The sequence below is a fragment of the Oceanobacillus sp. FSL W7-1309 genome (assembly GCF_038002145.1).
Taxonomy (GTDB): Bacteria; Bacillota; Bacilli; order Bacillales; family Amphibacillaceae; genus Oceanobacillus; species Oceanobacillus profundus.
This window is the reverse complement of record NZ_JBBOBX010000002.1, coordinates 149700-173869: the sequence shown is the minus strand read 5'-3', so window position 1 is coordinate 173869 and position 24170 is coordinate 149700. Positions and strand designations below refer to the sequence as shown.

At 36.2% G+C, this 24170-nt stretch carries 19 protein-coding genes and 1 riboswitch; of the genes, 6 read left to right on the top strand and 13 right to left on the bottom strand.

Annotation, left to right across the window (positions count from 1 at the left end; translation table 11 throughout):
* Positions 1–131 precede the first annotated feature (131 nt).
* Complete coding sequence (locus tag NST46_RS13540; protein WP_251659146.1) at positions 132–746, top strand: YesL family protein; 615 nt, start codon at positions 132–134, stop codon at positions 744–746.
* A 102-nt stretch (positions 747–848) separates the two neighbouring features.
* Here NST46_RS13540 and NST46_RS13535 read toward each other — a convergent pair whose 3' ends face one another.
* The 3 genes from NST46_RS13535 to NST46_RS13525 all read right to left on the bottom strand — a co-directional run bounded on the left by NST46_RS13535 (position 849) and on the right by NST46_RS13525 (position 3954).
* Entirely contained in the window at positions 849–1670 is an 822-nt protein-coding gene (locus NST46_RS13535; RefSeq protein ID WP_095311426.1) for a carbohydrate ABC transporter permease, read from the bottom strand.
* Positions 1671–1685: 15 nt separating this feature from the next.
* Positions 1686–2564 (bottom strand): carbohydrate ABC transporter permease, encoded by an 879-nt coding sequence (locus NST46_RS13530; protein ID WP_251659147.1) that lies wholly within the window; start codon positions 2562–2564, stop codon positions 1686–1688.
* 85 nt (positions 2565–2649) lie between these two features.
* On the bottom strand, positions 2650–3954 hold the full coding sequence (locus NST46_RS13525; protein WP_095311423.1) for an extracellular solute-binding protein: 1305 nt from the start codon (positions 3952–3954) through the stop codon (positions 2650–2652).
* Positions 3955–4110: 156 nt separating this feature from the next.
* Here NST46_RS13525 and NST46_RS13520 point away from each other — a divergent pair, with 156 nt between their 5' ends.
* The 3 genes from NST46_RS13520 (at position 4111) to NST46_RS13510 (ending at position 9663) form a co-directional block, all read left to right on the top strand.
* Positions 4111–5316, top strand: coding sequence for an ROK family transcriptional regulator (locus tag NST46_RS13520; RefSeq protein WP_095311421.1), 1206 nt, complete (start codon positions 4111–4113; stop codon positions 5314–5316).
* A gap of 141 nt (positions 5317–5457) precedes the next feature.
* On the top strand, positions 5458–7071 hold the full coding sequence (locus tag NST46_RS13515; protein WP_341137374.1) for a glycoside hydrolase family 43 protein: 1614 nt from the start codon (positions 5458–5460) through the stop codon (positions 7069–7071).
* A 366-nt stretch (positions 7072–7437) separates the two neighbouring features.
* A complete protein-coding gene (locus NST46_RS13510) occupies positions 7438–9663 on the top strand; it encodes a YhgE/Pip domain-containing protein (RefSeq protein ID WP_341137373.1) in 2226 nt (741 codons plus the stop codon).
* A 101-nt stretch (positions 9664–9764) separates the two neighbouring features.
* On the opposite strand, the gene NST46_RS13505 is transcribed toward NST46_RS13510, so the two are convergent.
* The 5 genes from NST46_RS13505 to NST46_RS13485 all read right to left on the bottom strand — a co-directional run bounded on the left by NST46_RS13505 (position 9765) and on the right by NST46_RS13485 (position 14034).
* Complete coding sequence (locus NST46_RS13505; protein ID WP_095311415.1) at positions 9765–10529, bottom strand: SDR family NAD(P)-dependent oxidoreductase; 765 nt, start codon at positions 10527–10529, stop codon at positions 9765–9767.
* Positions 10530–10705: 176 nt separating this feature from the next.
* Positions 10706–11158: a GNAT family N-acetyltransferase gene (locus tag NST46_RS13500; protein ID WP_095311413.1), complete on the bottom strand. Its 453-nt coding sequence runs from the start codon at positions 11156–11158 to the stop codon at positions 10706–10708.
* A gap of 27 nt (positions 11159–11185) precedes the next feature.
* On the bottom strand, positions 11186–11740 hold the full coding sequence (locus tag NST46_RS13495; RefSeq protein WP_251659152.1) for a GNAT family N-acetyltransferase: 555 nt from the start codon (positions 11738–11740) through the stop codon (positions 11186–11188).
* A gap of 76 nt (positions 11741–11816) precedes the next feature.
* Positions 11817–12377, bottom strand: a complete 561-nt coding sequence (locus NST46_RS13490; RefSeq protein ID WP_095311409.1) for a GNAT family N-acetyltransferase — start codon at positions 12375–12377, stop codon at positions 11817–11819.
* 145 nt (positions 12378–12522) lie between these two features.
* Complete coding sequence (locus NST46_RS13485; RefSeq protein ID WP_095311407.1) at positions 12523–14034, bottom strand: BCCT family transporter; 1512 nt, start codon at positions 14032–14034, stop codon at positions 12523–12525.
* 529 nt (positions 14035–14563) lie between these two features.
* Between NST46_RS13485 and NST46_RS13480 the strand changes: the two genes are divergently transcribed.
* Positions 14564–15613: an enoyl-CoA hydratase/isomerase family protein gene (locus tag NST46_RS13480; protein WP_095311405.1), complete on the top strand. Its 1050-nt coding sequence runs from the start codon at positions 14564–14566 to the stop codon at positions 15611–15613.
* A 198-nt stretch (positions 15614–15811) separates the two neighbouring features.
* Here NST46_RS13480 and NST46_RS13475 read toward each other — a convergent pair whose 3' ends face one another.
* Positions 15812–16708: an NAD(P)-dependent oxidoreductase gene (locus tag NST46_RS13475; protein ID WP_341137372.1), complete on the bottom strand. Its 897-nt coding sequence runs from the start codon at positions 16706–16708 to the stop codon at positions 15812–15814.
* Between the two features lie 8 nt (positions 16709–16716).
* A complete protein-coding gene (locus NST46_RS13470; RefSeq protein WP_340002042.1) occupies positions 16717–18402 on the bottom strand; it encodes an acyl-CoA dehydrogenase family protein in 1686 nt (561 codons plus the stop codon).
* A gap of 185 nt (positions 18403–18587) precedes the next feature.
* A riboswitch (cobalamin riboswitch) is annotated at positions 18588–18781 on the bottom strand.
* Between the two features lie 251 nt (positions 18782–19032).
* Between NST46_RS13470 and NST46_RS13465 the strand changes: the two genes are divergently transcribed.
* On the top strand, positions 19033–19515 hold the full coding sequence (locus NST46_RS13465; protein WP_118889718.1) for a hypothetical protein: 483 nt from the start codon (positions 19033–19035) through the stop codon (positions 19513–19515).
* Positions 19516–19564: 49 nt separating this feature from the next.
* On the opposite strand, the gene NST46_RS13460 is transcribed toward NST46_RS13465, so the two are convergent.
* The 3 genes from NST46_RS13460 to NST46_RS13450 all read right to left on the bottom strand — a co-directional run bounded on the left by NST46_RS13460 (position 19565) and on the right by NST46_RS13450 (position 23869).
* Positions 19565–20503, bottom strand: coding sequence for a hypothetical protein (locus NST46_RS13460; RefSeq protein WP_303448066.1), 939 nt, complete (start codon positions 20501–20503; stop codon positions 19565–19567).
* Between the two features lie 468 nt (positions 20504–20971).
* Positions 20972–22237: a PcsB-like coiled-coil domain-containing protein gene (locus NST46_RS13455; protein WP_341137371.1), complete on the bottom strand. Its 1266-nt coding sequence runs from the start codon at positions 22235–22237 to the stop codon at positions 20972–20974.
* 408 nt (positions 22238–22645) lie between these two features.
* A complete protein-coding gene (locus NST46_RS13450) occupies positions 22646–23869 on the bottom strand; it encodes a dicarboxylate/amino acid:cation symporter (RefSeq protein WP_118889717.1) in 1224 nt (407 codons plus the stop codon).
* Between the last annotated feature and the right edge of the window lie 301 nt (positions 23870–24170).

Below are 24170 nucleotides of genomic sequence, written 5' to 3'. Positions count from 1 at the left end.
TTATTTAATCCTAATTACTGAGATTTTCTATGAAACTATTTAAAGTTGTAGCAGACAAATTACTCGTTTTTTTCTGTGGGATAAAAAAATTCGCTTTAACCTATATCTAGTCCTTTAAGGAGGTCATTCATTTGAACAGTAAAACAAACACTATCTATCAAATATTGGAATGGATTACAAAATTTGCTTATGTCAACCTGTTATGGATTGTTTTCACTTTTGCCGGCTGTGTTGTACTTGGTTTTTATCCAGCCACCATTGCTATGTTCGCGATGGTTCGCGACTGGTTGCGCGGCAAATCTGACCTCCCTGTTTTAAAAACGTTTTGGGTATATTACAAACGTGACTTTCTTAAGAGCAACATCTTGGGATTGTTCATCAATATTCTGTTTGTCTTTATTATTACTGATATTTACTATATCCAGGTCAGTATGAATGAAACCCTATCCTGGACACATATTCCATTATTCGCATTTATGCTTTTGGTTGCCTTGTTTTTATTTTATATTTTTCCTAGTTTTGTACACTATGATTTAAAGGTAGGACAACTAATGAAAAATGCATTACTAATTATGATCATCAGTCCAATACATAGCTTTTTCATGTTAGTATGCATCGTTTCAACTTTTTTCATCATGCGTGCTGTTCCAGCTTTATTTTTTATTTTCGGTAGTGTTACGTACGCCTTCATTACTACGTGGCTCAGTTTACATGCTTTTCATAGGATACAAGATAAAAAAGGTTAAAAACTGTAAGACCACCTCTTCCTTCCTATTATAATAATGAGGTGGTCTCCTTTACTAGCTCCACAGTGGCAGCCCATTCCATATCTTTCCATATATGGACTACTAACCTTTAACTGCACTTGCTGTAATTCCCTCCATAATCTTATTACTGAAGAAAAGAAAAGCAACAATAATAGGCAGCACACTGATAACCAACGTAGCTCCAATTGCTCCCCAATCTGTCATGTACTGTCCAATAAAATTCTGAATACCAACTGTAAGTGTCTTATATTTTTCAGAACTGATGAATGTATTAACAAATACAAATTCATTCCAGTTATAAATCATATTGATAATGACAGTTGTGGACATGATCGGCGCCGATATTGGCAGAATGATTCGGAAAAACAAGCGATGAATGGAACTTCCATCAATGATTGCAGCTTCTTCTATTTCACGAGGGATCGTTGTATAGAAGCCTAGTAAAATCATTACAGTAATAGGTAAATTGTATGTTATATATGTAATGACAATGGATAATGGATTATCGATTAAATTAACATTTAAAAACATGTTATATAAAGGTATTAATGCGGAATGAATCGGAATCATTAGGCCCACCATTATCACTCCTAATACAAGTCCGCTATACTTCCATTTCATCCTTGTTATCGCAAATGTTGCCATACTTGCTATTAATATAGTAAGAACTGTTGCTAGTGCAGTAATCCAAATACTATTCCAAAAATAAACACCAATTCCGCCCTCAAACACTTTTAAATAATTTCCCCATTTAGGGTCTAAAGGTACCGCAAAAGGATTGCCAGCGAAAATCTCTTGATTTGTCTTTAATGAGAACATAAACAGCCATATGATCGGAAAGATTTGAAATACAGCGACAAGCGCTAAACAAATATAAAGTAGTATATAACCGATTCGTCGCATGATAGAAGCCTCCTGTTAATATTGAATTTCATCTTTATTAGCTGTTATTTTACGTATAATTACTGTAACAATTAAGGTTATAATCAATAGCAAGAATCCTATTGCACTACCATAACCAAAGTTATAGCTTGAGAATGCTAGTTTATACATATAGGATGCCATTACTTCGCTTGCTCCGTTTGGTCCGCCGCCTGTCATCACATAGATTAAATCAAAGTATTTCAACGACCCAACAATTGATAAAACAATAGTCACCTTAAATACATTCATAATTAAGGGAACTTTAATCTTTAACGCAATTTGCAGTGGCGTTGCTCCATCAATTTTTGCTGCTTCGATTAACGATTCAGGAATGTTTTTTAAAGCAGCATAATAAATCAAAATGTAAAATCCAGCATATTGCCAAATGATTGGAACAAAAATCGCGTAAAGAACAATAGAGGGATCAGCTAACCATGCTGGTGGATTTTCAATGCCTAAACCTACTAAAATACTATTTAGCATCCCGTTTGAAGGATTATAAACTTTAATCCATAACTGTGCAATTGCAACTGAAGATAGAAGCATTGGTATTAGATAGATCTTTCTTAAGAGACTAGCACCTTTAATTTTGGAAGCTAATATCAGAGCAACAGCTAAATATCCAATTAAACTACATGCAGAAAATAAAGCTAGTAAGAACGAATGTAATGTACTATCCCAAAACTTTGAATCTTGTACTGCAGTTATATAATTATCTAACCCAATAAATTCCATTGTTCCAATACCATCCCAATCCATTAACCCAAAATATCCTGAAAGAATTAACGGAATAACAATTAGAACGGCAATTAACAGGAGTGCAGGAAACGTATATAAGAAAATAATCCATTTATTGGACATAACTTTATTCATACCATTCAACCCCATAGTCTATTTAGAGTGGAAAAGGACAATCCTGTGGAAGAATTTGCCCTTTTCTATTCAATTTTGGCAGATACTAATCTTCTGCTGAAAGTGTGTCTTCATGTGTTTTAGCAAATTCCTCCGCTGTTATTTCCCCGCCAAATAACGCTTGAATCATGTCCAAGTGTACTTGGGCAGCACTTGCACTCATTTGAACATCTGCATATAATGTAATATTTGTTGCTTCATTTAAATCATTTAACACATCGACATACATTTCCGGAAGCTCTAATGAATCTGCATCAACTTTGGTTGCAGGAATTATTCCAACCTCTGTTACGGCTCTTTCCCCCCATTGCTGAACGAAATAAGAAGCAAATTCTTTAGCATCTTCTTTAACATCAGAGTTTTCTGACACAAATAATCCAACTCCTGGACCACCTACATAGCTGTTTGGATCCCCACTTCCAGCTACAGTTGGAAATTTAAAATAACCTACTGAATCTCTAAATTCTTGTGGTACATCTTCATTAGTGGTAAAATTCGGAAGGTCCCAAGTTGCGATTAAATACATTGCCGCTTGCTCTCCCATAAACATACTTTTCGCTTCTTCATCTGCAAGACCATTAAATCCTTGAACAAATGCATCTGAATCAACGAGACTTTGGATTTCTTCTGCAGCTTGTACTAAAGCAGGATCTTCAAAAGATCCTTCACGATTAATTGCTTGGGTTAAAATATCTTCCTCTCCAGCAAATCGATCAGCTAAATACATATACCACATGGATCCTGTCCATGCATCTCTATTACCAAGTGCGATTGGATTAACGCCATTCTTATTTAACGTGTCAATAATTTCATATAATTCATCCATTGTTTGTGGCTCTTCTAAACTATACTCATCAAAAATAGCTTTGTTATAAAAAATTGTAGAAATATTTAACTCCAATGGCAGTCCATAAGCTGTTTCATCTATAGAAAACGCTTCTGCAGTACCAGGTACAAAACTATCTGATAAATCGCTTTCAATAATATCATCAACTGATGCAAACATATTTCCATTCACATAAGGTTCCATGTAACCTGCCGCCCATGTCATACCAACATCAGGCAGTTCATTTGATGTAGATAATACTTTAATCTTATCTTTATATTGTTCATTGCTTAATACCTCAAGATCGATGGTGATTCCGTCATTTTCAGCTTCAAAATCTGCAATAATTTCATTTACCACTTTATAATGCTGTGCGGAGCTCCCCTCTGGCCATAAATGCATAAACTTTATCGATTTTGTATTCCCAGAGCCTGTACCTCCTGCATCCTCTCCGCCACAAGCAGCTAATAGAAGAATAGATACAACCAGGAACGCTAACATTGTAATCGCTTTCTTCATTTTCATGATTACCCCCTCCAACAATATTTTTCGCTTATGCTTGATAAGCTATTTTTATAATACCAAAAACAACATCGTTCGTCTAGTCGATGAACAAAGTTTGTGGTAGTATTAATTTATGCTATACTATTGTAAAAAATGGGAGAAAGAGCTGAAAATCAGATGAAAACAAACAAGACATGGAACCAACACGTAGTTAAAAGAGAAAACAAATTCTTAGTTTTAGAAACAATTATCCACAACTCCCCTATTTCAAGGGCAGATATTGCAACATCAACTGGACTAAATAAAGGTACTGTTTCTTCATTAGTTAATGAGCTATTGGATGAAAAGCTAATCAATGAATCCGGTCCAGGGAAGTCTAGCGGCGGCAGAAGGCCAGTAATGCTGCTTTTCAATCAGGTAGCTGGTTATTCCATTGGAGTTGACTTAGGTGTTAATTATATTTTAGGGGTATTAACAGATTTAAAAGGAAATATTTGTGCCGAGCAGCAAGTGAACTTTTCTAATCTAACCTATGAAGAAATCCTAGAGAACGTCTATACAATCATCGACTCCCTTATTGCTGCTGCACCTAGTACTCCATTCGGTATTATCGGTATTGGTGTTGGCGTACCAGGCGTGGTCAATAAAGATAAAAGGATTTTACTCGCCCCCAACCTGAACTGGAGAAACATTGACCTTAAATCAACACTCGAACAAAGATATCGTGTTCCTGTTACGATCGAAAATGAAGCAAACGCTGGAGCGTATGGCGAAAAGAACTTTGGTATTGGAAAAGAGTTTAATAACATCATTTACGTAAGTGTCGGCATCGGTATTGGAGTGGGACTAATTTTAAATGGTCAATTATACAGAGGCAATAATGGTTTCTCGGGAGAATTCGGACATATGACGATTGAAGTGGATGGATCAAAATGCAGCTGTGGCAGTGAAGGCTGCTGGGAACTATACGCATCGGAAAAATCATTATTGCTAAATGCAGAACGTTTAGGCTTAAAACATGAGGATCGCAATAATCTTACGTTAGATACTGTAATTGATCTTGCTCATAACGGTCAAATTGAGGCAATACAATTATTTGAAGTGATAGGAAAGTATCTAGGTGTAGGCATTAATAATATCATTAATATATTTAATCCAGAACAGGTGATCATTGGAAATCGCATGGCTGAAGCGGAGAAATATTTAAAGAAACCAATGACAGACTGGATTCATAATCAATCCTTATGGTTTAGCCAAAAAGATTTAAATATTAATTTTTCCAATTTATTAAAGCACTCAGCAGCTTTAGGTGTCGCTGCATTTTCTGCTGAAGAATTTTTATATCGTACCATTTATGAAGATAAGGTTGTTTCAGCGCTTTAATTCACATGAAAAGGTAAAAAATAGTATAGCAACTACTGAACCGAAATTTGCGGATACCGTTTATTGTTGAGGTATCCTAACAAAGAAAAGAAAGCGCATACGGTTTTTAAATAATTAAATTAACTTTTTGAGGTGATTAATATGTCAACTATACAAAATCCAATTCTAACAGGATTTCATCCTGACCCTAGCATTTGTCGTTCGGGAGAAGATTACTATATTGCTGTATCAACATTTGAATGGTTTCCAGGTGTAGGTATTTACCATTCAAAGGATTTAAAAAATTGGCGATTGGTTGCTAGACCTCTAAATCGCCTTAGCCAATTAAATATGATGGGAAATCCAGACTCTGGTGGCATTTGGGCCCCTGCTCTCTCCTATAGTGATGACAAGTTCTGGCTGATTTATACAGATGTTAAAGTAACAGAGGGACAATGGAAGGATAGTCATAACTATCTTGTTACTTGTGATACAATCGATGGAGAATGGTCTGAACCAATTCACATGAATAGCTCTGGATTTGATCCTTCCCTGTTCCACGATGATGACGGCAAAAAATATTTCCTAAATATGTTTTGGGATCACCGTGTTGGCAACCATAACTTTTATGGTATTGTTCTGCAAGAATATGATGCAGAGCAACAGAAACTCGTAGGTAAAAAAGAAATTGTCTTTAAAGGTACCGATGTTATGTTAACGGAAGCACCGCACCTATACAAATTAAACGGTTATTACTATCTATTGACTGCTGAGGGTGGTACAAAGTATGAGCATCAAGCTACTATTGCTCGTTCCAGAAACCTTTGGGGACCATATGAAGTCCATCCAGATAATCCATTAATAACTTCCATGCCAAATCCTAGAAACCCACTGCAGAAAGCAGGTCATGCATCGATTGTACAAACTCATACAGACGAATGGTTCTTAGTGCATTTAACTGGTCGCCCATTACCTAAAGAAGGACAGCCTTTATTGGACCCACGCGGATTCTGTCCACTTGGCCGTGAGACAGCCATACAGCGTCTCGAATGGAAAAACGAATGGCCGTATGTAGTAGGCGGAAATGAACCTTCGCTTGAGATAGAAGGACCAGCAATCGAGGAAGTAACATGGGAACAAGCAAATGAAAAAGATGATTTCGAATCCAAGACATTAGACTTAAATTTTCAAACATTACGTGTCCCATTAGGGGATGATATTGTCTCGTTGGATGATAATCCAGGACATTTACGTATTTATGGAAAAGAATCCTTAACATCTAAATTTACACAAGGATTTGTGGCAAGACGCTGGCAGCACTTTGATTTCACTGCCGAAACCAAAGTAGCATTTTATCCAAATTCATTTCAACAAGCTGCAGGGTTAGTAAACTACTACAATACCGAAAACTGGACTGCACTGCAAATTACGTGGGATGAAGAAAAAGGCAGAGTACTAGATTTATCAACATGTGATAACTTTTCTTTTGATCAACCATTAAAAGATAAGCAAATTGAAATACCCGATCATATTAAAGATGTTTACTTGCGTGTGGATGTTAACACAACTATTTATTATTATTCTTATTCATTTGACGGAAGTAATTGGAATAAAATTGATATCCCCTTCCATTCCTATAAGCTATCCGATGATTACATCCGGGGCGGCGGGTTCTTTACAGGAGCATTTGTAGGTATGCAATGCCAGGATACATCTGGAGAAAGTTTACCAGCTGATTTCGATTACTTTGTTTATAAACCGAACACGAATCGATAGGAGAATTAGACCAGTGATCTCACTGGTCTTTTTTTATATGTTTAAACCGATACATAAATGTAATATCATGGTGTCCAATAAAGCCATAAACTCTCCGTTGAAGTAAAACTTCATTATAGGAATTTCCCGTTATCCTGATTCTTTTATTATCCATTCTATGTTTTATCATTATTGCTTTTCAAACAGAAGAATAAAAATATCATTTGGTGATTAAAACAAGAACGCTTCACAAATTATAGTCCGATTTTATAATAGCTAATAAATTTCTAAATACTCGATCAACGCTGCCAATATGGCATTATTGTAAAGGCATTGTTATAATTTGTACTATTATCTAAACAAAAATTAAAGTAAGGAAGCGAAACAATGAAGAATAGTTGGAAGATATTTTCAACCGATATGAAAAAAACAGGAACAAACTGGATTGCATTAGTGATTATTGGAGGACTTGTACTGCTGCCCTCCCTCTATGCTTGGTTTAATATAAAGGCTTCTTGGGATCCATATGGTCAGCTCGATCGAATGCCAATTGGTATTGTAAATGAGGATTTGGGAGCAACTGTTCATGATGAAGATATTGATGTTGGTGATGAATTAATTGAGACGTTAAAAGAAGATGACTCGATGGACTGGAACTTCACAGACCGTCAGACTGCAATGGAGCGCGTTGAATATGGCGATTATTTTGCCGTTATTATCATACCAGAAGATTTTTCAGAAAAGCTGGCTACTGTAATTAGTGACAAGCCTGAGAAAGCAAATGTTGAATATTATGTGAATGAAAAAATAAATGCTATTAGTCCGAAGATGACAGACAAAGGTGCAAGTGTCATTGTAGAAAATGTAAGCAGCCAATTCATTTCAACTGTTAATGGTGTTATTTTTGACTTATTTAATACGATTGGCATTGAATTAGAAAATGACTTGCCGGATATGGAACGTTTTAAAAACTACATTTTTGAAATGGAAGAAAAACTGCCGGAAATTCATGACGTCTTAACTAGTTCGTTAACGGATGCGAATCATGCTACGGATATTATTCATAACGCTCAAGCACTAATACCAGATGCGAAACGAATAACTGAAAATGGACTTCATACAATTGATGATACCGTAGCATTTCTAAACGAAGCTGAAAACCGTCTTAATGAAATAGCTCCTGAAATAGAAAAAAGATTAGAACAAGCACAAGAAGTAACTGCGAACATCAATTCATTTATGCAAGATATACAATCAACTGATGTTGATTTTACAAATGGTGAAAACTTGTCTGAACAAATCGATACAAAAACTTCGCAAGCTATCGAGCAAATCGAATCGATTGAAACAATTTTACGGCAGTTACAGGAGCAACCTCAATCGGGTTCTGAGAATGAAAATGAGTCTGAGAATGAAATTGGGAACGAAAACGGAAATGAAAATGAAATTAAGCCAAAGCAAGAAGAAATAACATTGGCATTGGAACAGCTTGCTACATTGAAAACGGAGCTTGAAAATATTCAAAATGCTGGCTCCGACCTCCTATCATTTATAGATGAATCAAAAGTCGAGATGACACAGGTTCTTGATGAATTGAAAGAACGTGCAGCAACTACAAATGAATCCGTCGATGCATTTGTAAAGGAATATAAAGAAAACATTGAGCCTACTGTATTAGAGAATGTAAATAGCGCCAAAACAACCTTAAACGATGCAAGAGGAATATTGGTTGAAATTCAGGAAACTATCCCAGAGATTGAAAATATTTTGGCTCGAACCGATACCAATCTCGGTGAGGGAAAAGAATTATTGGAAAGCATCCTTGGTGAGTATCCATATGTGAACAGTAAAATTAAGGAAATAGCAGATCGAATCCGACAGATTCAAGGTGAAACAGACTTGGAAGAAATTATTCAGCTGCTGCAAAATGACCCAGATGCTGAAAAAGGATTTTTCTCAGAACCAATAGTATTGGATGAGAATAAGATTTTCCCTATTGCCAACTATGGCACAGGGATGACACCATTTTATACGGTGTTAGCAATTTGGGTTGGTGGTTTACTACTTATTTCTCTATTATCAACCGACGTTCACAATCCCGAAGGCTTTACAATACGTGAACAGTATTTCGGTAAACTATTCACCTTTATGACAATTGGAATCTTGCAGACATTAATAATAACTTCAGGTGACCTCTTGTTGTTAAATGTCGGGGCGGCTCATCCTGGCTGGTTAATTGTGTTTGGTCTGTTCATCAGCATCATATTCATGGTTATCATTTATACACTTGTTTCTGTGTTTGGTGATATAGGGAAAGCAACCGTAATTGTTCTTTTAGTTCTGCAAATTGCAGGATCTGGGGGAACCTATCCAGTTGTATTGCTGCCAGACTTCTTCCAAATGATTAACCCCTTCCTTCCGTTCACGTATGCAATTGACTTGATGCGTGAAGCTGTTGGTGGAATTGTCTGGAGCCGTGTGTTACGAGATGTCATATCCTTATCCTTATTTGGACTCGCGGCTTTCTTACTCGGAGTCTTTTTGAAACAACCGATTAATAAACAGACACGTAAATTAATTAAAAAATCAAGGGAATCTGGTATGTTCCATTGATGTAGATTAAAACTTTATTATGTATAAACCATCCCCCCACCAAAAAACATGTTTGTTTGCTTTTGGTGGGGGGATTGTGTAATAAAATATACCTATCAGCCTTAATCCGCCTGCATACCACCATCCACATTGTATAGTGACCCCGTTACAAACGATGCATGCTCTGAAGCTAGGAATAGGACTACTTGAGCAACTTCCTTCGGTGCACCAAAACGCCCAATTGGAATCCCCTGTTTGATTGCCTCACCGGATGCTTCTGGCTCTCCTGGCGTAATATTATTTTGAATATCAGCCAGCATTTGCGTATCTATTGCAGCTGGCGCAACTGCGTTGATACGGATTCCGCTAGAAGCTGTTTCAAGTGCAGCAGTTTTTGTAATACCTGCTACTGCGTGTTTTGAAGCAATATAACCTGCCATACCAGCAGAACCGATATATGCTGCATTCGATGCAGTATTGATTATACTTCCATAACCTTGAACTTCCATTTGCTTAATAACATGCTTTAATCCAAGAAATACACCTGTAACGTTAATATTAAGTATTTGTTCAAATTTTTCTTTCTCCAAATCTTTAATTTGTGCGAAAGGTCCATTAATTCCAGCATTGTTGAAGAATACATCAATCTTGCCAAATGCATCAACCGTTTGCTTGACATAATTTTTAACATCTTCCTCATTTGTTACATCGGCACCAATAACTACTACCCTATCAGGTTCTGCATTTAGTGAAGCTTTTGCACGTTCTAGTGCATCTTTATTAATATCTACTAATACAACTTTCGCACCATTATCCAAAAATAACTGTGCCGTTTCTTGCCCGATTCCACCAGCACCACCTGTGATCAACACAACCTTATCTTCCATTTAAATTCCTCCTTTAGTACGATGTAGTTCTAACTACAGTTTAATGAAAGCGTTGCCGGAAATCAAATTAGTTGCTTTATAGTATTTTATACCAGGAGAAATTAATTTCATTGCACGTTTTATCTCCCCCTACTAATCTACTTATGATGCCTTTTGCTATATACTGCACATCGAATTTATAACTCTTGTGACAGTCGAATCATATCTCGGCACCATATGCCGTTTTCATAAATAGGTGTATCATAGTGCCGAATGAAAAAGTCCCTATCGATAGCTGTTATTCGAAATCCACATTTTTGATAGAGAGCCAATTGTCCAATACTGGAATTCCCTGTCCCTATCTCTATTATTTTAAATCCATCCCGTCTAGCTCGCTTAAGTGCATCCATTACTAGTAGTTTGCCTATCCCTTTTCCTTGTGCAGTCTCTGCCACCGCAATATTTATCAATTCAACTGTTCCTGTTCTTGTTGGTATAAGAACATAAACACCGATTATTTGATCTTTCTCTTCTAAAACATAGCAATCCCCTCCTTCTAAATACGCAGCAACAAGCTTTTGAGAAGGATCGGCCATGAGCAATAAGTCCATTGGTGGACTTTCATGAAGTTGGATTTCTCTAATGTTCATTCCTATTATATGCTCCTCTTCGAAAATTCATATTGTACTTCTATACCACGCCATGAACCGCTGCCTTTCAATTACATTTAATATGCATGGTGCCTCAGCCTGTGCTTCAAGCTTTCGATGCTCCTCAGGAAATTCCTTCTCCACTCCAATTCTTATGTATGGTAGCTTTTCTTGTGCTTTTTGGGAACGGATATTTTCTCGTTTTGCACCTGCAAATACATTTTTTAATCGGAACTTTGAAAAAGCTATATGCAGAATTTCAGTTTTAGCCATTGCATTATAGCCTTTTCCCCAGTAGGGGTAACCGATCCAAGTACCAATGTGACACCTATTATGAATCCGATCAATATCCTTCAATGTAATCACACCTATTAGTTCCCCACCATCGTTCAATATTACTCTGGAAAACTGTTTCCCAAGCCGTTCCTGTTCGAAAACATGGGTAATAAAATTTATTGTCCCCTCTATAGAAGTCTGTTCGTCATCCAATCCCAATGCCTCTTTTACTTGAACTGCTGAGGATAGACGGGATATTTCTTCCGCGTATTTTTTTTGATGTTGGACTAAAAATAAAGTCGTCATCGATATTATCCTCCCTATCAAACCGATTTTTTCATAAATTTAACCTACTTTCCTTATTAGTATAACCAAACTTAGCTTAAGCAAGCTTCGCATAAACACATGTATCTCGCAGTTCATTCGTATCTGGAGAAAGATCATCATTTTTTAAAATACCTTCTAACACAAAACCTAATTTCTCCGGAATTGCTCGGCTTTTTTGGTTATGTGTATCGCAACGTATTTCTAGCCGCTTGGCATGTAATTCCGCGAAAGCGAAGTCCGCAATACCTTGTACCGCTTCTATCATATATCCTTTTCCACTAAAGCGAGTATCAATCCAATAACCAATTTCAAATTTAGGAATAGACCAGTTAATCCGATGCAGACCAGAAGATGCAATAAATTCTCCAGTCCCTTTATGGAAAACAAGTAATCTAAGATCTTCTCTCGTCAAAAAAGAAGTATGAGCCGATCGAATATTCAGCTCAACATCCTGCTCTGTTTGGTCCTGCTGGGCAAAGGGCATCCACGGCTTCAATTCCTTCATTGAGGCTTTTATTGCTTCATAAACAACTTTTCCATCTCCCGGTCTTGGCATGCGAATAATCAATCGTTCTGTTGTAAATTCTTCAGGAAATTCTTTCAATACTGGATTCATCTTTCTCACCAACCAAATAATTTAATTTTTATAATAATACAGTTTTTCTTTTTATAATGCAATATGCCGAGTGATTTATCCATAAAAAAATACCAACAGATAAAAATCCATTGGTATTTTTGAATTTAGAACAAAAAATGATTCCTTATTCCTTACTTCTTAACTTAGCTTTTTGTTTTAACTTTTCCAATCGGAGTGACTTCATAAGCGCAAACACCATCAACAGCAGAATAATCGAAAATGGAAAAGCAGCAATAATCATCATATTTTGTACTCCTTGCAGTCCACCACTGTATAATAGTGTAATTGCAGTTAATGAAAGTACAATTCCCCAAACGAATTTAATTCGATTTTTCGGATTTAACGATCCATTGGTAGAATGCATACTCAAAACAAATGTCGCTGAATCAGCAGAAGTTATAAAGAATACCCCTATTAGAAGGATTGTTAAAACAGATGCAATCGTGCTAAACGGCATTGTACTTAAGATACTAAATAACATTTCTTCTTCTGCAAGCGACGCAACATTAATAATTTCTTGTGCTTCAAGCAAAATTCCAGTTCCACCTAGCAATGAGAACCATATAAATCCAACTAAAGAAGGAACGATTAAAACTGCAATCGTAAATTCTCTAATTGTACGTCCTCTTGACACTCTTGCAATAAAAGTACCCACAAACGGAGACCAAGCTATCCACCATGCCCAATAGAACAATGTCCAATTCGTAATCCATTCCCTATCTACAGGACTACCTGGGGCACTACGAAAGCTCAGTTCAGGAAGGGTCTGTATATATGTTCCAATTGTGTTTGTGAAAAGGTCTAACGAATATAGCGTAGCACCGCCAAATATCGCGATAAATAAAAACAAAACTAAAGCTAACATCATATTAAAATTACTAAGTAGACGAATCCCTTTATCTAGGCCTGTCATAGCAGAAGTTAAGAATAGCATACTTACGATAATGATAATAATTACTTGAATAAAAAATGAAATTGGTAAGTTAGTTAAGTATGAGAGTCCGCCATTCATCTGTACTGCTCCAAGACCAAGGCTAGTTACAATACCTGTAACCGTTGCAACCAAAGCAAACGTATCGATTACCTTACCTGCAATTCCATCTGTTTTCATAATTGGTGAAAGAGTAGCACTGATTAAACCGGATTTTCCCTTTCTAAAGTTAAAGTATGCAATACAAAGTGCAATCACAGCATAAATACCCCAAGCATGTACACCATAATGAAAAAAAACAAACCGCATGGCTTCTCTTGCTGCTTCAGTTGTTCCTTCATCAACCGTAGGTGACTGAATTGCAAAATGTGAAAGTGGTTCTGCTGCACCAAAAAAGACTAAACCAATTCCCATACCAGCACTAAATAGCATTGCGAACCATGTCAAATAGCCATACTCGGGCTTCTCATCTGGTTTTCCAAGCTTAATATTCCCATAAGTACTTAAAATCAAATACAAGGATACAATCACAAAAAATGTCACGACTATTAAATAATACCAACCAAAAGTAGCCGAAATAAACCCCTTGATACTTTCCGTTATGCTTTCAAGTGTGTTTGGAAATATGACACCAGAAAAAATAATCACAGCCAGTATCCCGATTGCCCAGTAAAAAACAGGTTGTACTTTGTTTGTTGACTTCATTCATAAAAACTCCTTTTAGTACGCTTTACATCATCTAAGTATCGATACAATTTTCAAGATATGTATAATTCAATAGTTGATGTTGACATTGATAAAGTTACAGTATACCTAGAAAAAGTATTGATTACAATCTATAGGCCCTCTTAGATGACAAAGAAGCTACATAGGTATTTAAACCATGGATCTATTGACTATGAACGGTTTTATTGAATGTGGAATGATATTATCATTAAGTACTTTTAATCAGATTGTCTTTTTATTATTTCTAAATAGCACTATTTCATACTTTTTTTATGAATAGGTCCTAATCTATTACGTAGCAGTGAATTATTTAGTAAACCTTTTTTATTTTAATGATCCACAAATATATTGATGGCAAAAGGACGGTAGAAATTGGTATGATATAATTAGAATTAGTTACCTTTGAAGTTTTCGAATTTATTGGAGAATCGAAACAGATTACGAGCATGATAAAGTATAAAGTATTGAAAACGCTTTTAAAAATTAGTCATGATAAGGGGAGATATGTATGAGTGAAGTTTTATTTTCAATTACTGAAAATGGGGTTGCGACCATCACCTTAAATCGGCCGAAAGCAATCAATTCATTAAACTATCAGATGATCGTCTCGATAAAGAGCAAACTTATCCAGTGGGAAGATGATCCTGCAATTCGGATTGTTATCCTTCAAGGAGCAGGAGAGAAAGGATTTTGTGCAGGAGGAGATATTAAAACCTTATATCAATCGAAGGAAAGCGAAGCAGCATTCAAGCAGTCGATTCAGTTCTTTCAAGAGGAGTATAAAACAGATCAGCTTGTTGCCAACTTCCCAAAACCAATCCTTGCATGCCTTGATGGAATCGTAATGGGTGGCGGTATCGGGCTTTCTCAAGGAGCTAGCCACCGAATTGTAACAGAGCGGACAAAGTGGGCCATGCCAGAAATGAATATTGGTTTTTTTCCGGATGTCGGTGCAGCCTATTTTCTAAACAAGGCTCCTGGACAGATTGGACGGTACTTAGCCCTTACTGCAAAAGTGTTAAAAGCTTCTGATGTTATCTATGCAAATAGTGCTGATGCTTTTATTCCAAGTGAGAGCTTAAACTCATTGTTTGAACTAATTAATAAAACGGATTGGCATCAAGATGAGAACCCGGCTGCTGCACTTGATAAAATTATTCATAACTTCAAAAGAGAGCCAGAACATACAGGAAAACTTGCTTCCATACAGTTGGAGATTGATAAACATTTTGCTCATTCTACAGTAGAAGAAATTATTGAATCTTTAGAGACAGATAAAAGTGATTTTTCCTTACAAACAATGAAAACACTACAATCCAAATCACCCGTATCGCTGAAGGTTACTTTAAGGCAGCTAATAGAAGGAGAAATGAAGTCTCTGCGGGATTGTCTAGATACAGATTTAACTTTAGCAGCGAATTTCCTTCGTTCGGAAGACTTTTACGAAGGGGTGCGGTCAGTAGTTATTGACAAAGATCAGAATCCGCAATACAACTACAAACAATTATCTGAGGTATCCTCAATGATGGTTGATTCCTTTTTTCAGCACTCATTCTGATTTATAACATACAATAAAAACCCGATTCTTAAGGTGAAAGGAATCGGGTTTTCTGCGTTCTAATTCTAATGCTGTTGTACATAACATATTTAGCTGAACAGTCACATCTACAAAGCCCTAAAGTTGGACTTCACGACCGTAAATTACCGCAACTGCAACATCCTAAAGAGCTTTTCAAAAACCTTACATTTGAAGAAATCATTGTGTTGCTTCCTTCTTATTGGATTGTTTTTTTACTTGTTCATAGAGTACCGCCATGTCTTGATCACCGTAACCTTCACGTTCAACTGTTCGATATAAAGCGAGCAACGATTTGCTAATTGGCAAATCAAGCTGATTCTCGTCCGCTAGCTCCATTGCAAATTCGAGATCCTTTCGTAGCAGTTTTAAAGAAAATCCTGGGTTATAGTTTTCTTTAGCAATAAAGCTGTTATAATTTCGTTCATATATACGGCTCTGCCCATAGCTCACATTCAGCATGGAGAATAACTCATCCAAATCAAGATTCTTTTTGTTTGCTAGTTGTAACGCTTCACTAACTCCAGCTGTGTAGAATCCAATTAGTAGATTATTAATCAATTTCACCGTCGTTCCACTATCGATTTGTTCATCAACATGGAATATATTTTCTCCAAGAACTTGAAACACTGGAAGCACTTGTTCATAAATCTGCTTCGGCCCTCCAACCATGACAGTTAATGTTTGATTCACTGCGCCAATGACTCCCCCACTTACAGGTGCTGCCAAGAAATCAAGGCTGTTTTCTCTACAGACCTTTGCAATTTCCACATTCAAATCAGGTGAAACTGTACTCGTGTCTATTAACGGCTGTTCTGGTTTGACATTATTAACTAACCCTTCTTCCCCTAAGAAGACTTCTTCCACTGCTTTTACCGATGGAAGACTTGTCAGGATGAGCTCGCTTTTCTCTGCGACTTGTGCAATGGATGCAGCAATTTCCCCACCTGCTTTCTTGAATGAACGTGCTGCTTCTTCATTTAAGTCGTACCCAACAACATGATAACCTGCATTGATTAATCCAGTTGACATTGGAAGCCCCATATTCCCTAAACCAATAAAACCGACTTTCTTCATGTTCACCCTCATTTCTTATACCCATTATTTGAGATAACTTCCATTGCTATCTTACGCTTCTTAGCAACTAAATTAGAATACATTGGCAAGGTAAAATTGTTTATTTCATCAAGAAAGGCTTGCTTTTTATCATCATTTGAAATGATCGAGGATATAATCACAACGGCATTCCTTTCAATTCCGAAATATCCCTCTTCACAAAGTACTTCTGCCATCGTTTCTTTTAAATCCTGATTTGACCTTGTTGCTTGAGCAGTTAACTGTACAGATTCCATCACATAAATTTCCTTAATAACATCTGCAAGCATTCTTTGAATCTCTTGGTCCTGTTTAAGGACTACATTATCACTATTGGAAAACGCTTTCATAATTATGTTTAATAGTTCTTTAGAATAGTGGATATATAGATTCTGAGAATGGGTTTGTGTTTCATCCTGTTCGATTATCGATTTATCTTTATTATATAATTTTAGAAAAGACCTCACAATTGTAAGGCGATTAATTTCACTTGTTCCTTCAAATAATCGATTGATTCTTGCATCTCGGTATAAACGCTCAACCTCATATTCCTGCATGTATCCATAACCACCATGAATTTGTAACGCTTCATCAACAATAAAGTCTAAAGCCTCTGATGCATATACTTTATTAATCGAACAATCAACTGCATAATTAGAAAGCTTACCTAGTATATCATCTTCGTTGGAAGAATTTACATGTAGTTCATCCAATCGATTCGCGGCCACGTAGGCAGCACTTTCAGATGCAAAAATAGCTAAAGCCATGTTAGCCAGTTTCTCTTGAATCATCGTAAACCGGGTAAGCTCTTGTTTAAATTGTTTGCGTGCTTTCCCATAATTCACTGCCAGAGACAGTGCTTGTTTTGCCGTACCAACATTAGCAAAGGCAAGTTTTAAACGAGCTAGGTTTAAAATATTGAGTGCAATGTAATGTCCTTTCCCAATCTGACCGAGCACTTGATCAGTTGACAGCCTGACATTTTCCAGAATAAGAGTTGCTGTCGATGACCCTTTAATGCCCATTTTTTTCTCTTCTAAACCGATTGAAACACCAGACATTGATCGCTCTACAATAAATGCCGTAATACCACTTTCCGTTTTTGCGAAAACAACGAAGACACTAGCAATATGGGCATTCGTTATCCATTGCTTTTCCCCATTTAACACCCATTCCCCACTTTTTTCATCTAATACAGCACTTGTCTCGGATGCCAATGCATCTGATCCGGCATTTGGTTCTGTTAATGCATAAGCTCCTACCCATTCTCCCGATACGAGCTTTGGCAAATATCGTTCTTTTTGCTCTGGAGTACCAAAATAGACATATGGCAATGTTCCTACTCCTGTATGAATGTTAAAGGATACACTAAAAGACGCTCCATATCCCATTCGTTCTGCAACTAAACCTGCTGTCTTTTTACCGAGTTCCATTCCATCGTATAATTCGGGAACATCTGCACCCAGTAATCCAAGGTCACCCGCATCGCGAAACAGCTTTTTCGCAAGCTCGTAATCATACGCTTCAAGATTTTTTATAGATGGATTTACGTGTTCTTGAATGAATTTATCAATTGTCCTCGCAATTAGCTTTTCCTCTTCTTGAAAATCTAACGATATGACTGATTGCTCGTTCGGGAATAACGTATGCTTATTAGTTGATTCAACCTTTTCCATATGCTTTCCTCCTTTATTAATGAGTATGTTTCAGTTTTGTTGAAAGCACTTACAAAAACCAAAAAAATGCACACTAACAATCCAAATGGAAGTTGTCAGCATGCATGATAAAATACAAGCAAAACTTGTTTTTAAAAATAACAAGGCTTCATTATACACGTAACACCTCCTATCCTCGTAGGATTAAATGCCGTCTGATATAGGCAGGTCTCCTGGCTATATGATCATCACAATTCGAACCTTCCCATTTACAGCAATAAACAGTGGTATCCATCGAATTGCTCCCAATTACAGTTGCGGGACAGCGTCGGATTTTCACCGAACTTCCCTTTTAAGCAATAAAAGTAAATATTATTGCACCTATATCTTTAAAACTATTCAGTTATTTTAATAATTATAGCACTGTTCGTTCATATAAACAATACATTTTTTTGATTTGGGATTGTTCTCCAAATGCATTACTAAAAATATGAAAATTTGAATTGATTGAGCCATAAACTCACTAATTACATATTTATAGTTGATCATCTGTCCTTTTATATTTCCTCGAACGATAATTTTTTCAATCGATGCATAGGATCTTCTAATTATTTCCACACTACAATATGACACAACTAAAGGAGGGTACACATGAAGAATGGATTTTTGCTTGTTTTATTTCTCGCATTTAGTATCCTAACAGGCTTTGAACATCAAGATAAGCTTGAAATTACAGATACAGAGATAACTGTTATTCAATCAGAAGGTTTATTGCGTTATGATTTTAAAATCAAAAATAATGGTGAAATACCAATTGAAAGTGATTTTGATTATCCTGGACAGCATCCATTTGGAATTGAATTCGTCATACGGCCAAATGAGAAATTATCTGAAGTTATGGTAATGGAGAAACGTACAAACTATAATAAAATGTTGTCTTTAGGGAGTGGCCATTCCGGATATTTCGAACCTAATACTGAAATGTCTGTTCACTTAGAATATAAAATGAAGGACGATGTTAATCCTGAAAAGGTAAAAAAACTTGCATATGATTCGACATTACTTATTTTAGATGGCGTTGATATCGCAATTGAATTTCCATTACAAGAAATAAAGGAAAAACTCTCCAATTAAATAAATGTTACCTCCCTCTCCTATGTCTATTAGTTGAGGAAGGTATCATTTATAGCTGTTCTATTAGAGTTGTTTTCTCAGTTTGTGTGGCAGAAAGCTCTATTTCTTTTTCATTCAAGGTCATTTCTAATTTTCGAATAACCGATACAACGCTTGCATGTTGATCCCTTGCTTGTTGTAAAGAGTCTTGAATTCTCCCTTGAACCATCCAATCTACAATTAAACCATCAAAGAAAAAGTCCGCAAATTTCAACATTCCTGAAATATCAATTTGCAGGTTTGTCACTTCATCGATATCTAATAATTCTTTCTGAAAGTTTCGCATCCTAGTTTGTGCTTGGTGGATATGGTTTGTCGCTTTATCAATATGATCATGCTTAACCATACTAGAAATCATCCCTCCACCAAACATATCAAATGTCCCCCAACCTTCTGCACTTTCAAGGGAACTCATTGCATTATTTAATGCATCTTTTACATTATATCCTGCTTCAATCGCTTCATTTAACTCTGTGATGTATGCTCTTATATCACCTTCACGCTCATTTAATTCAAATAAGCGATTTCCGAATGCAGCATCTCTTTCCTTAATAATTTGTTCCTTCGTCGACAAAAGAAATTCGTAATCTTGATCTGCATCCACAACGCTTTGCAATTTATGATGCAATTCATTCATCGAATTACTAATTTCTTGCTTCGTTTTTTCAGCCTCTTCAAGCTGCAGCTGTACTGCAATAACTTCTTGCTTTTCCTGTCTCAGCTTTTCATGCTTTGATCCAAAAAGTGTTTGTATTAAATTTGTTATTCCAATTCGTTCCAGTTTCTGAACGTCTTTTTTCTCAGCAAACAGCTGCACTTCTAACCTGCTAATCTCTTTTTCAACATCTATTAATTCTGTCTCATAATCAGCAAGCTGTTTTTCCCATTTCTGTTTCTTGCTCATTGCACTTCTAACTCGAATGAGCTGATCATTTATTTCTTCATACATAAAGAGGCCCCCTAGAATTGATATGCATCACTTCTATTTACGTAAAAGAAGCGCAATAGGTTTCATTTTATCAGATTTCGAATCGAAGTATTTACCAAGTCTTTCTTTGGCTATATTCTATTATTATACTTTTTTATTTTAATTCCATTCTATGTCAGCTTCAACTTTCTGTATCATTTTTTAAGAATGAGTACTTTTTAAATGTTAACAATGTAAAATCTAAAAAACCAGCATTCAATCATGGATGCATCAATACCATCCTGATTTGATAAAATAGTCATTAATCTCCTCCTTTATCCATGTGTTAAAGGTATATTCTCACATCCAATTTTTCATAAGAGTCATTTATTTCTTTTTAAGCAATTACTGTTTGTAATAGATCTTCAGTATGGTTGCTGTTCATGCAAGGGGATGATTTTTTCGCAAAAAAATAACCGTCCGTTAATCGGGCGGTTATTTATATATCGTTTATTCAACAATGGTAACTTTTACTGTACGAACTCCCCAATTATAAGCTTCTTTTTGAGTTGGTACGAAAACATCAATTTTCTTCCCTTTTATCGCACTGCCGATATCCCCAGCAATAGCATGACCATAGCCTTCAACATCAACAATACTGCCTAATGGAATTACACTTGGATCAACTGCAATTACTTTTGCATTTGGATTTTTACTGAGATTAATTCCGGTTGATGTAACACCAGAGCCTCCCGCACTTTTAACCGTATATGCAGTAGCTGTCACCGTAAAAGTTTTGCCATTAGAAGCGGATTCCTTCTTATCCGATTCCTTTTTTGGTTCTTTTTTCGACTCTTTCTTCTCTTCTTTAGCCAGTTGTACTACTTTACCTTCATCGACCGACTTATCTTGAGCTGATGCAACTTGCGTTTTAGCAGGTTTTGCGACTTCCTGTTCCTTCGCTTTTGCCGCTTCCTTTGCTTTTTCTGCTTGTGCTAATTCAATTTCGCGCTGTTCTTTTTCCTTTGCGATTTGCTGTTTTACTTCACCTTCCAATGAAGCAAGTGTACTATCTTCGATTTGTAATTCATCTGCCAACGTGGCTAATTGGTTTTGCTTTAGTTCCAATGATGATTTTTGCTCTTTATTTTGCTCTAATTGCTGAGCAATCAATGATTGTGTTTCTTCTTGTTCTGCTTTTAGTTCATTTAATTGATCGAGTTTATCGAATACAGTTGCTTGTTTTTCCGCTACTAATTGGATATCAGCCTCTTGCTGCTCGATTAATGCTGCATCCGAGTTCGTAATTGTATTAACTGCTGACACGCGTGAGATAAAATCACTAAAGCTTTGAGAACCGAAGATAACTTCTAAATAGCTGATCTTACCGCCTGACTGTTGTGTAGAGACGATTCGACCTTTTAAAATTTCATATCTTTCTTCAATCTTCTTTTCTAATTCTTTCATTTCTTCTTCTAAGATCGAAATTTCTTCTAATGTACCGTCAACCTTATTTTCTGTTTCACTCAACAATTTCTGATTTTCTTGTAAAGCTGTATCAACACGTTCTATTTCTTTTGATAATGTCTCTAATTCTATGATAACATCTGCGATTTCACTTTCAGCTTCTGTCAGATTTTCCTTAATGTTTGAGCGTTGCTCACGAATTGTTTCTAATTCGTTTGTACTGTCTGCAAAGGTCGGGATACTAAAAAACGAACTACTTAAACCAACAATCATCACTACTGCGATTAGTTTTGCTAAGGTTCTATTCAAATTGACTCCCCCGTTTTCCAATTCACGACTACGTCTCTATTTATAGACAAGATAATAGAATCTGATTGTCTGCAGTTATGTGAATTATGTATTTTATACTAATTTTTACCTGTTCTAGGCTTGTTGTAGTATACCATTATCAAATGTCATAGATATTATGATAATATTACAATTGTATTTCACAGAGGGGTGTAAGTTTATTTTCCTTAATAATGTTAACTAATTAAATTACAACAATCTTACGGAAGTCAATTTTAATAGAATTGAATAATAATAATCACAGTTGTTTTATATCTCCATTAGAAATTATTGTCGATTATACTCTAAGCCAAAATAAAGCAACCTCCAAGGACACGTACTTGGAGGTTGCTTTATTTATCTATTAAACACAACATCTTTGAAAAATGATTATTTTGCTTTTGCTTGGATTCGCTTTTCATTTTCAGAAATAATATAGGCACAAGCCGCATCCCCAGTAATATTAAGGGACGTGCGCAGCATATCCAATAAGCGGTCGATACCGATAATGAGAGCAATGCCTTCAACAGGCAGGCCAACCTGTTGCAATACCATGGCAAGCATGATTAATCCAACTCCTGGCACCCCGGCAGTTCCAACACTAGCCAAGGTTGCAGTTAAAATAATCATGATGATAGCAGTAAAATCCAAATCTATTGCATATACTTGGGCAATAAAAACTGCAGCTACTGCTTGCATAATTGCAGTTCCATCCATATTAATCGTTGCCCCTAATGGCTGTACGAAACTGCTGATTTCTTTACTTACACCAAGATTTTCCTGTGCAGCTCTCATGGAAACTGGCAGAGTTGCATTTGAACTGGACGTACTAAACGCAACAGACATTGCTGGAAAAAATCCTTTATAGAAATTGATTGGATTTCCTTTTCCAACCAGCCAGATGGCTAAGCTATAAATGACTATTGCATGAATAAACAATCCTAATATAACCGTTCCCATATACGCTCCCATTGAACCAACAGCATCTAAACCAGCACCTCCAATTGCAGAGGCAATTAAAGCAAAGGCACCATATGGGGCCGCTTTCATAATAAGAGTTACTAGAAACATTAATATTTCATTTGCTTGTTCAAATAAACGATTGATGCCTTGAGTTTTCTCACCTAAGAAGGCAAGAGCAGTCCCAATGAAAATTGCAAATGCGATAATTTGCAGCATATCTCCTGCAGCCATTGAACTAATGGGATTATCAGGAATGATATTAATAATCGTGTCCATCACAGGGGGTGCGTCATTTGCTTCATAGCTAGCATTGCCTATATCAAATACACCTTCTGCACCTGGTTTTATTAAAAATGCTAATGCAAGGCCGATACAAATAGCAATTGCAGTAGTAACGAGGAAAAAAGAAATGGTTTGAATGCCTATTTTCCCTAGTTTAGCTGGCTCTCCAAGACCAGCGGTTCCAAGAACAATTGATACGAATACAATTGGTACAACAATCATCATAATTAAGTTAATAAAGATTTGACCTACAGGCGTTAACACATAGGTATCTATATTCGAAAATATACTTTCCGGTACAAATGTGAACCCTATCCCTACAACGACACCGAATACCAGAGCTATTAAAATCTTTTTCGTTAAGCTCATATAGCTCCACCCTTCTTAATTATAAGTTAAGAATCAAATGGTTCTTTTTAAATCAACTGTATGGCTAACGAATGCTTTATCTCAATTGACTATATTGTACTTTAGCTAAATTATATCTCCTCCTTTCACTTGTTTCTAATACAATTATTACTTAAGGACCATTACAATCAGTTCCATCTTCATTTTACAAACTTACTGTCTCATTACTTCTCATGAAAAGACCTCATTAGACTTCCCTGCTCAATCTAGATTACAAGCAGATAAACTAGCCCATACAGTTTTTTATTTTTATGCATGTTCT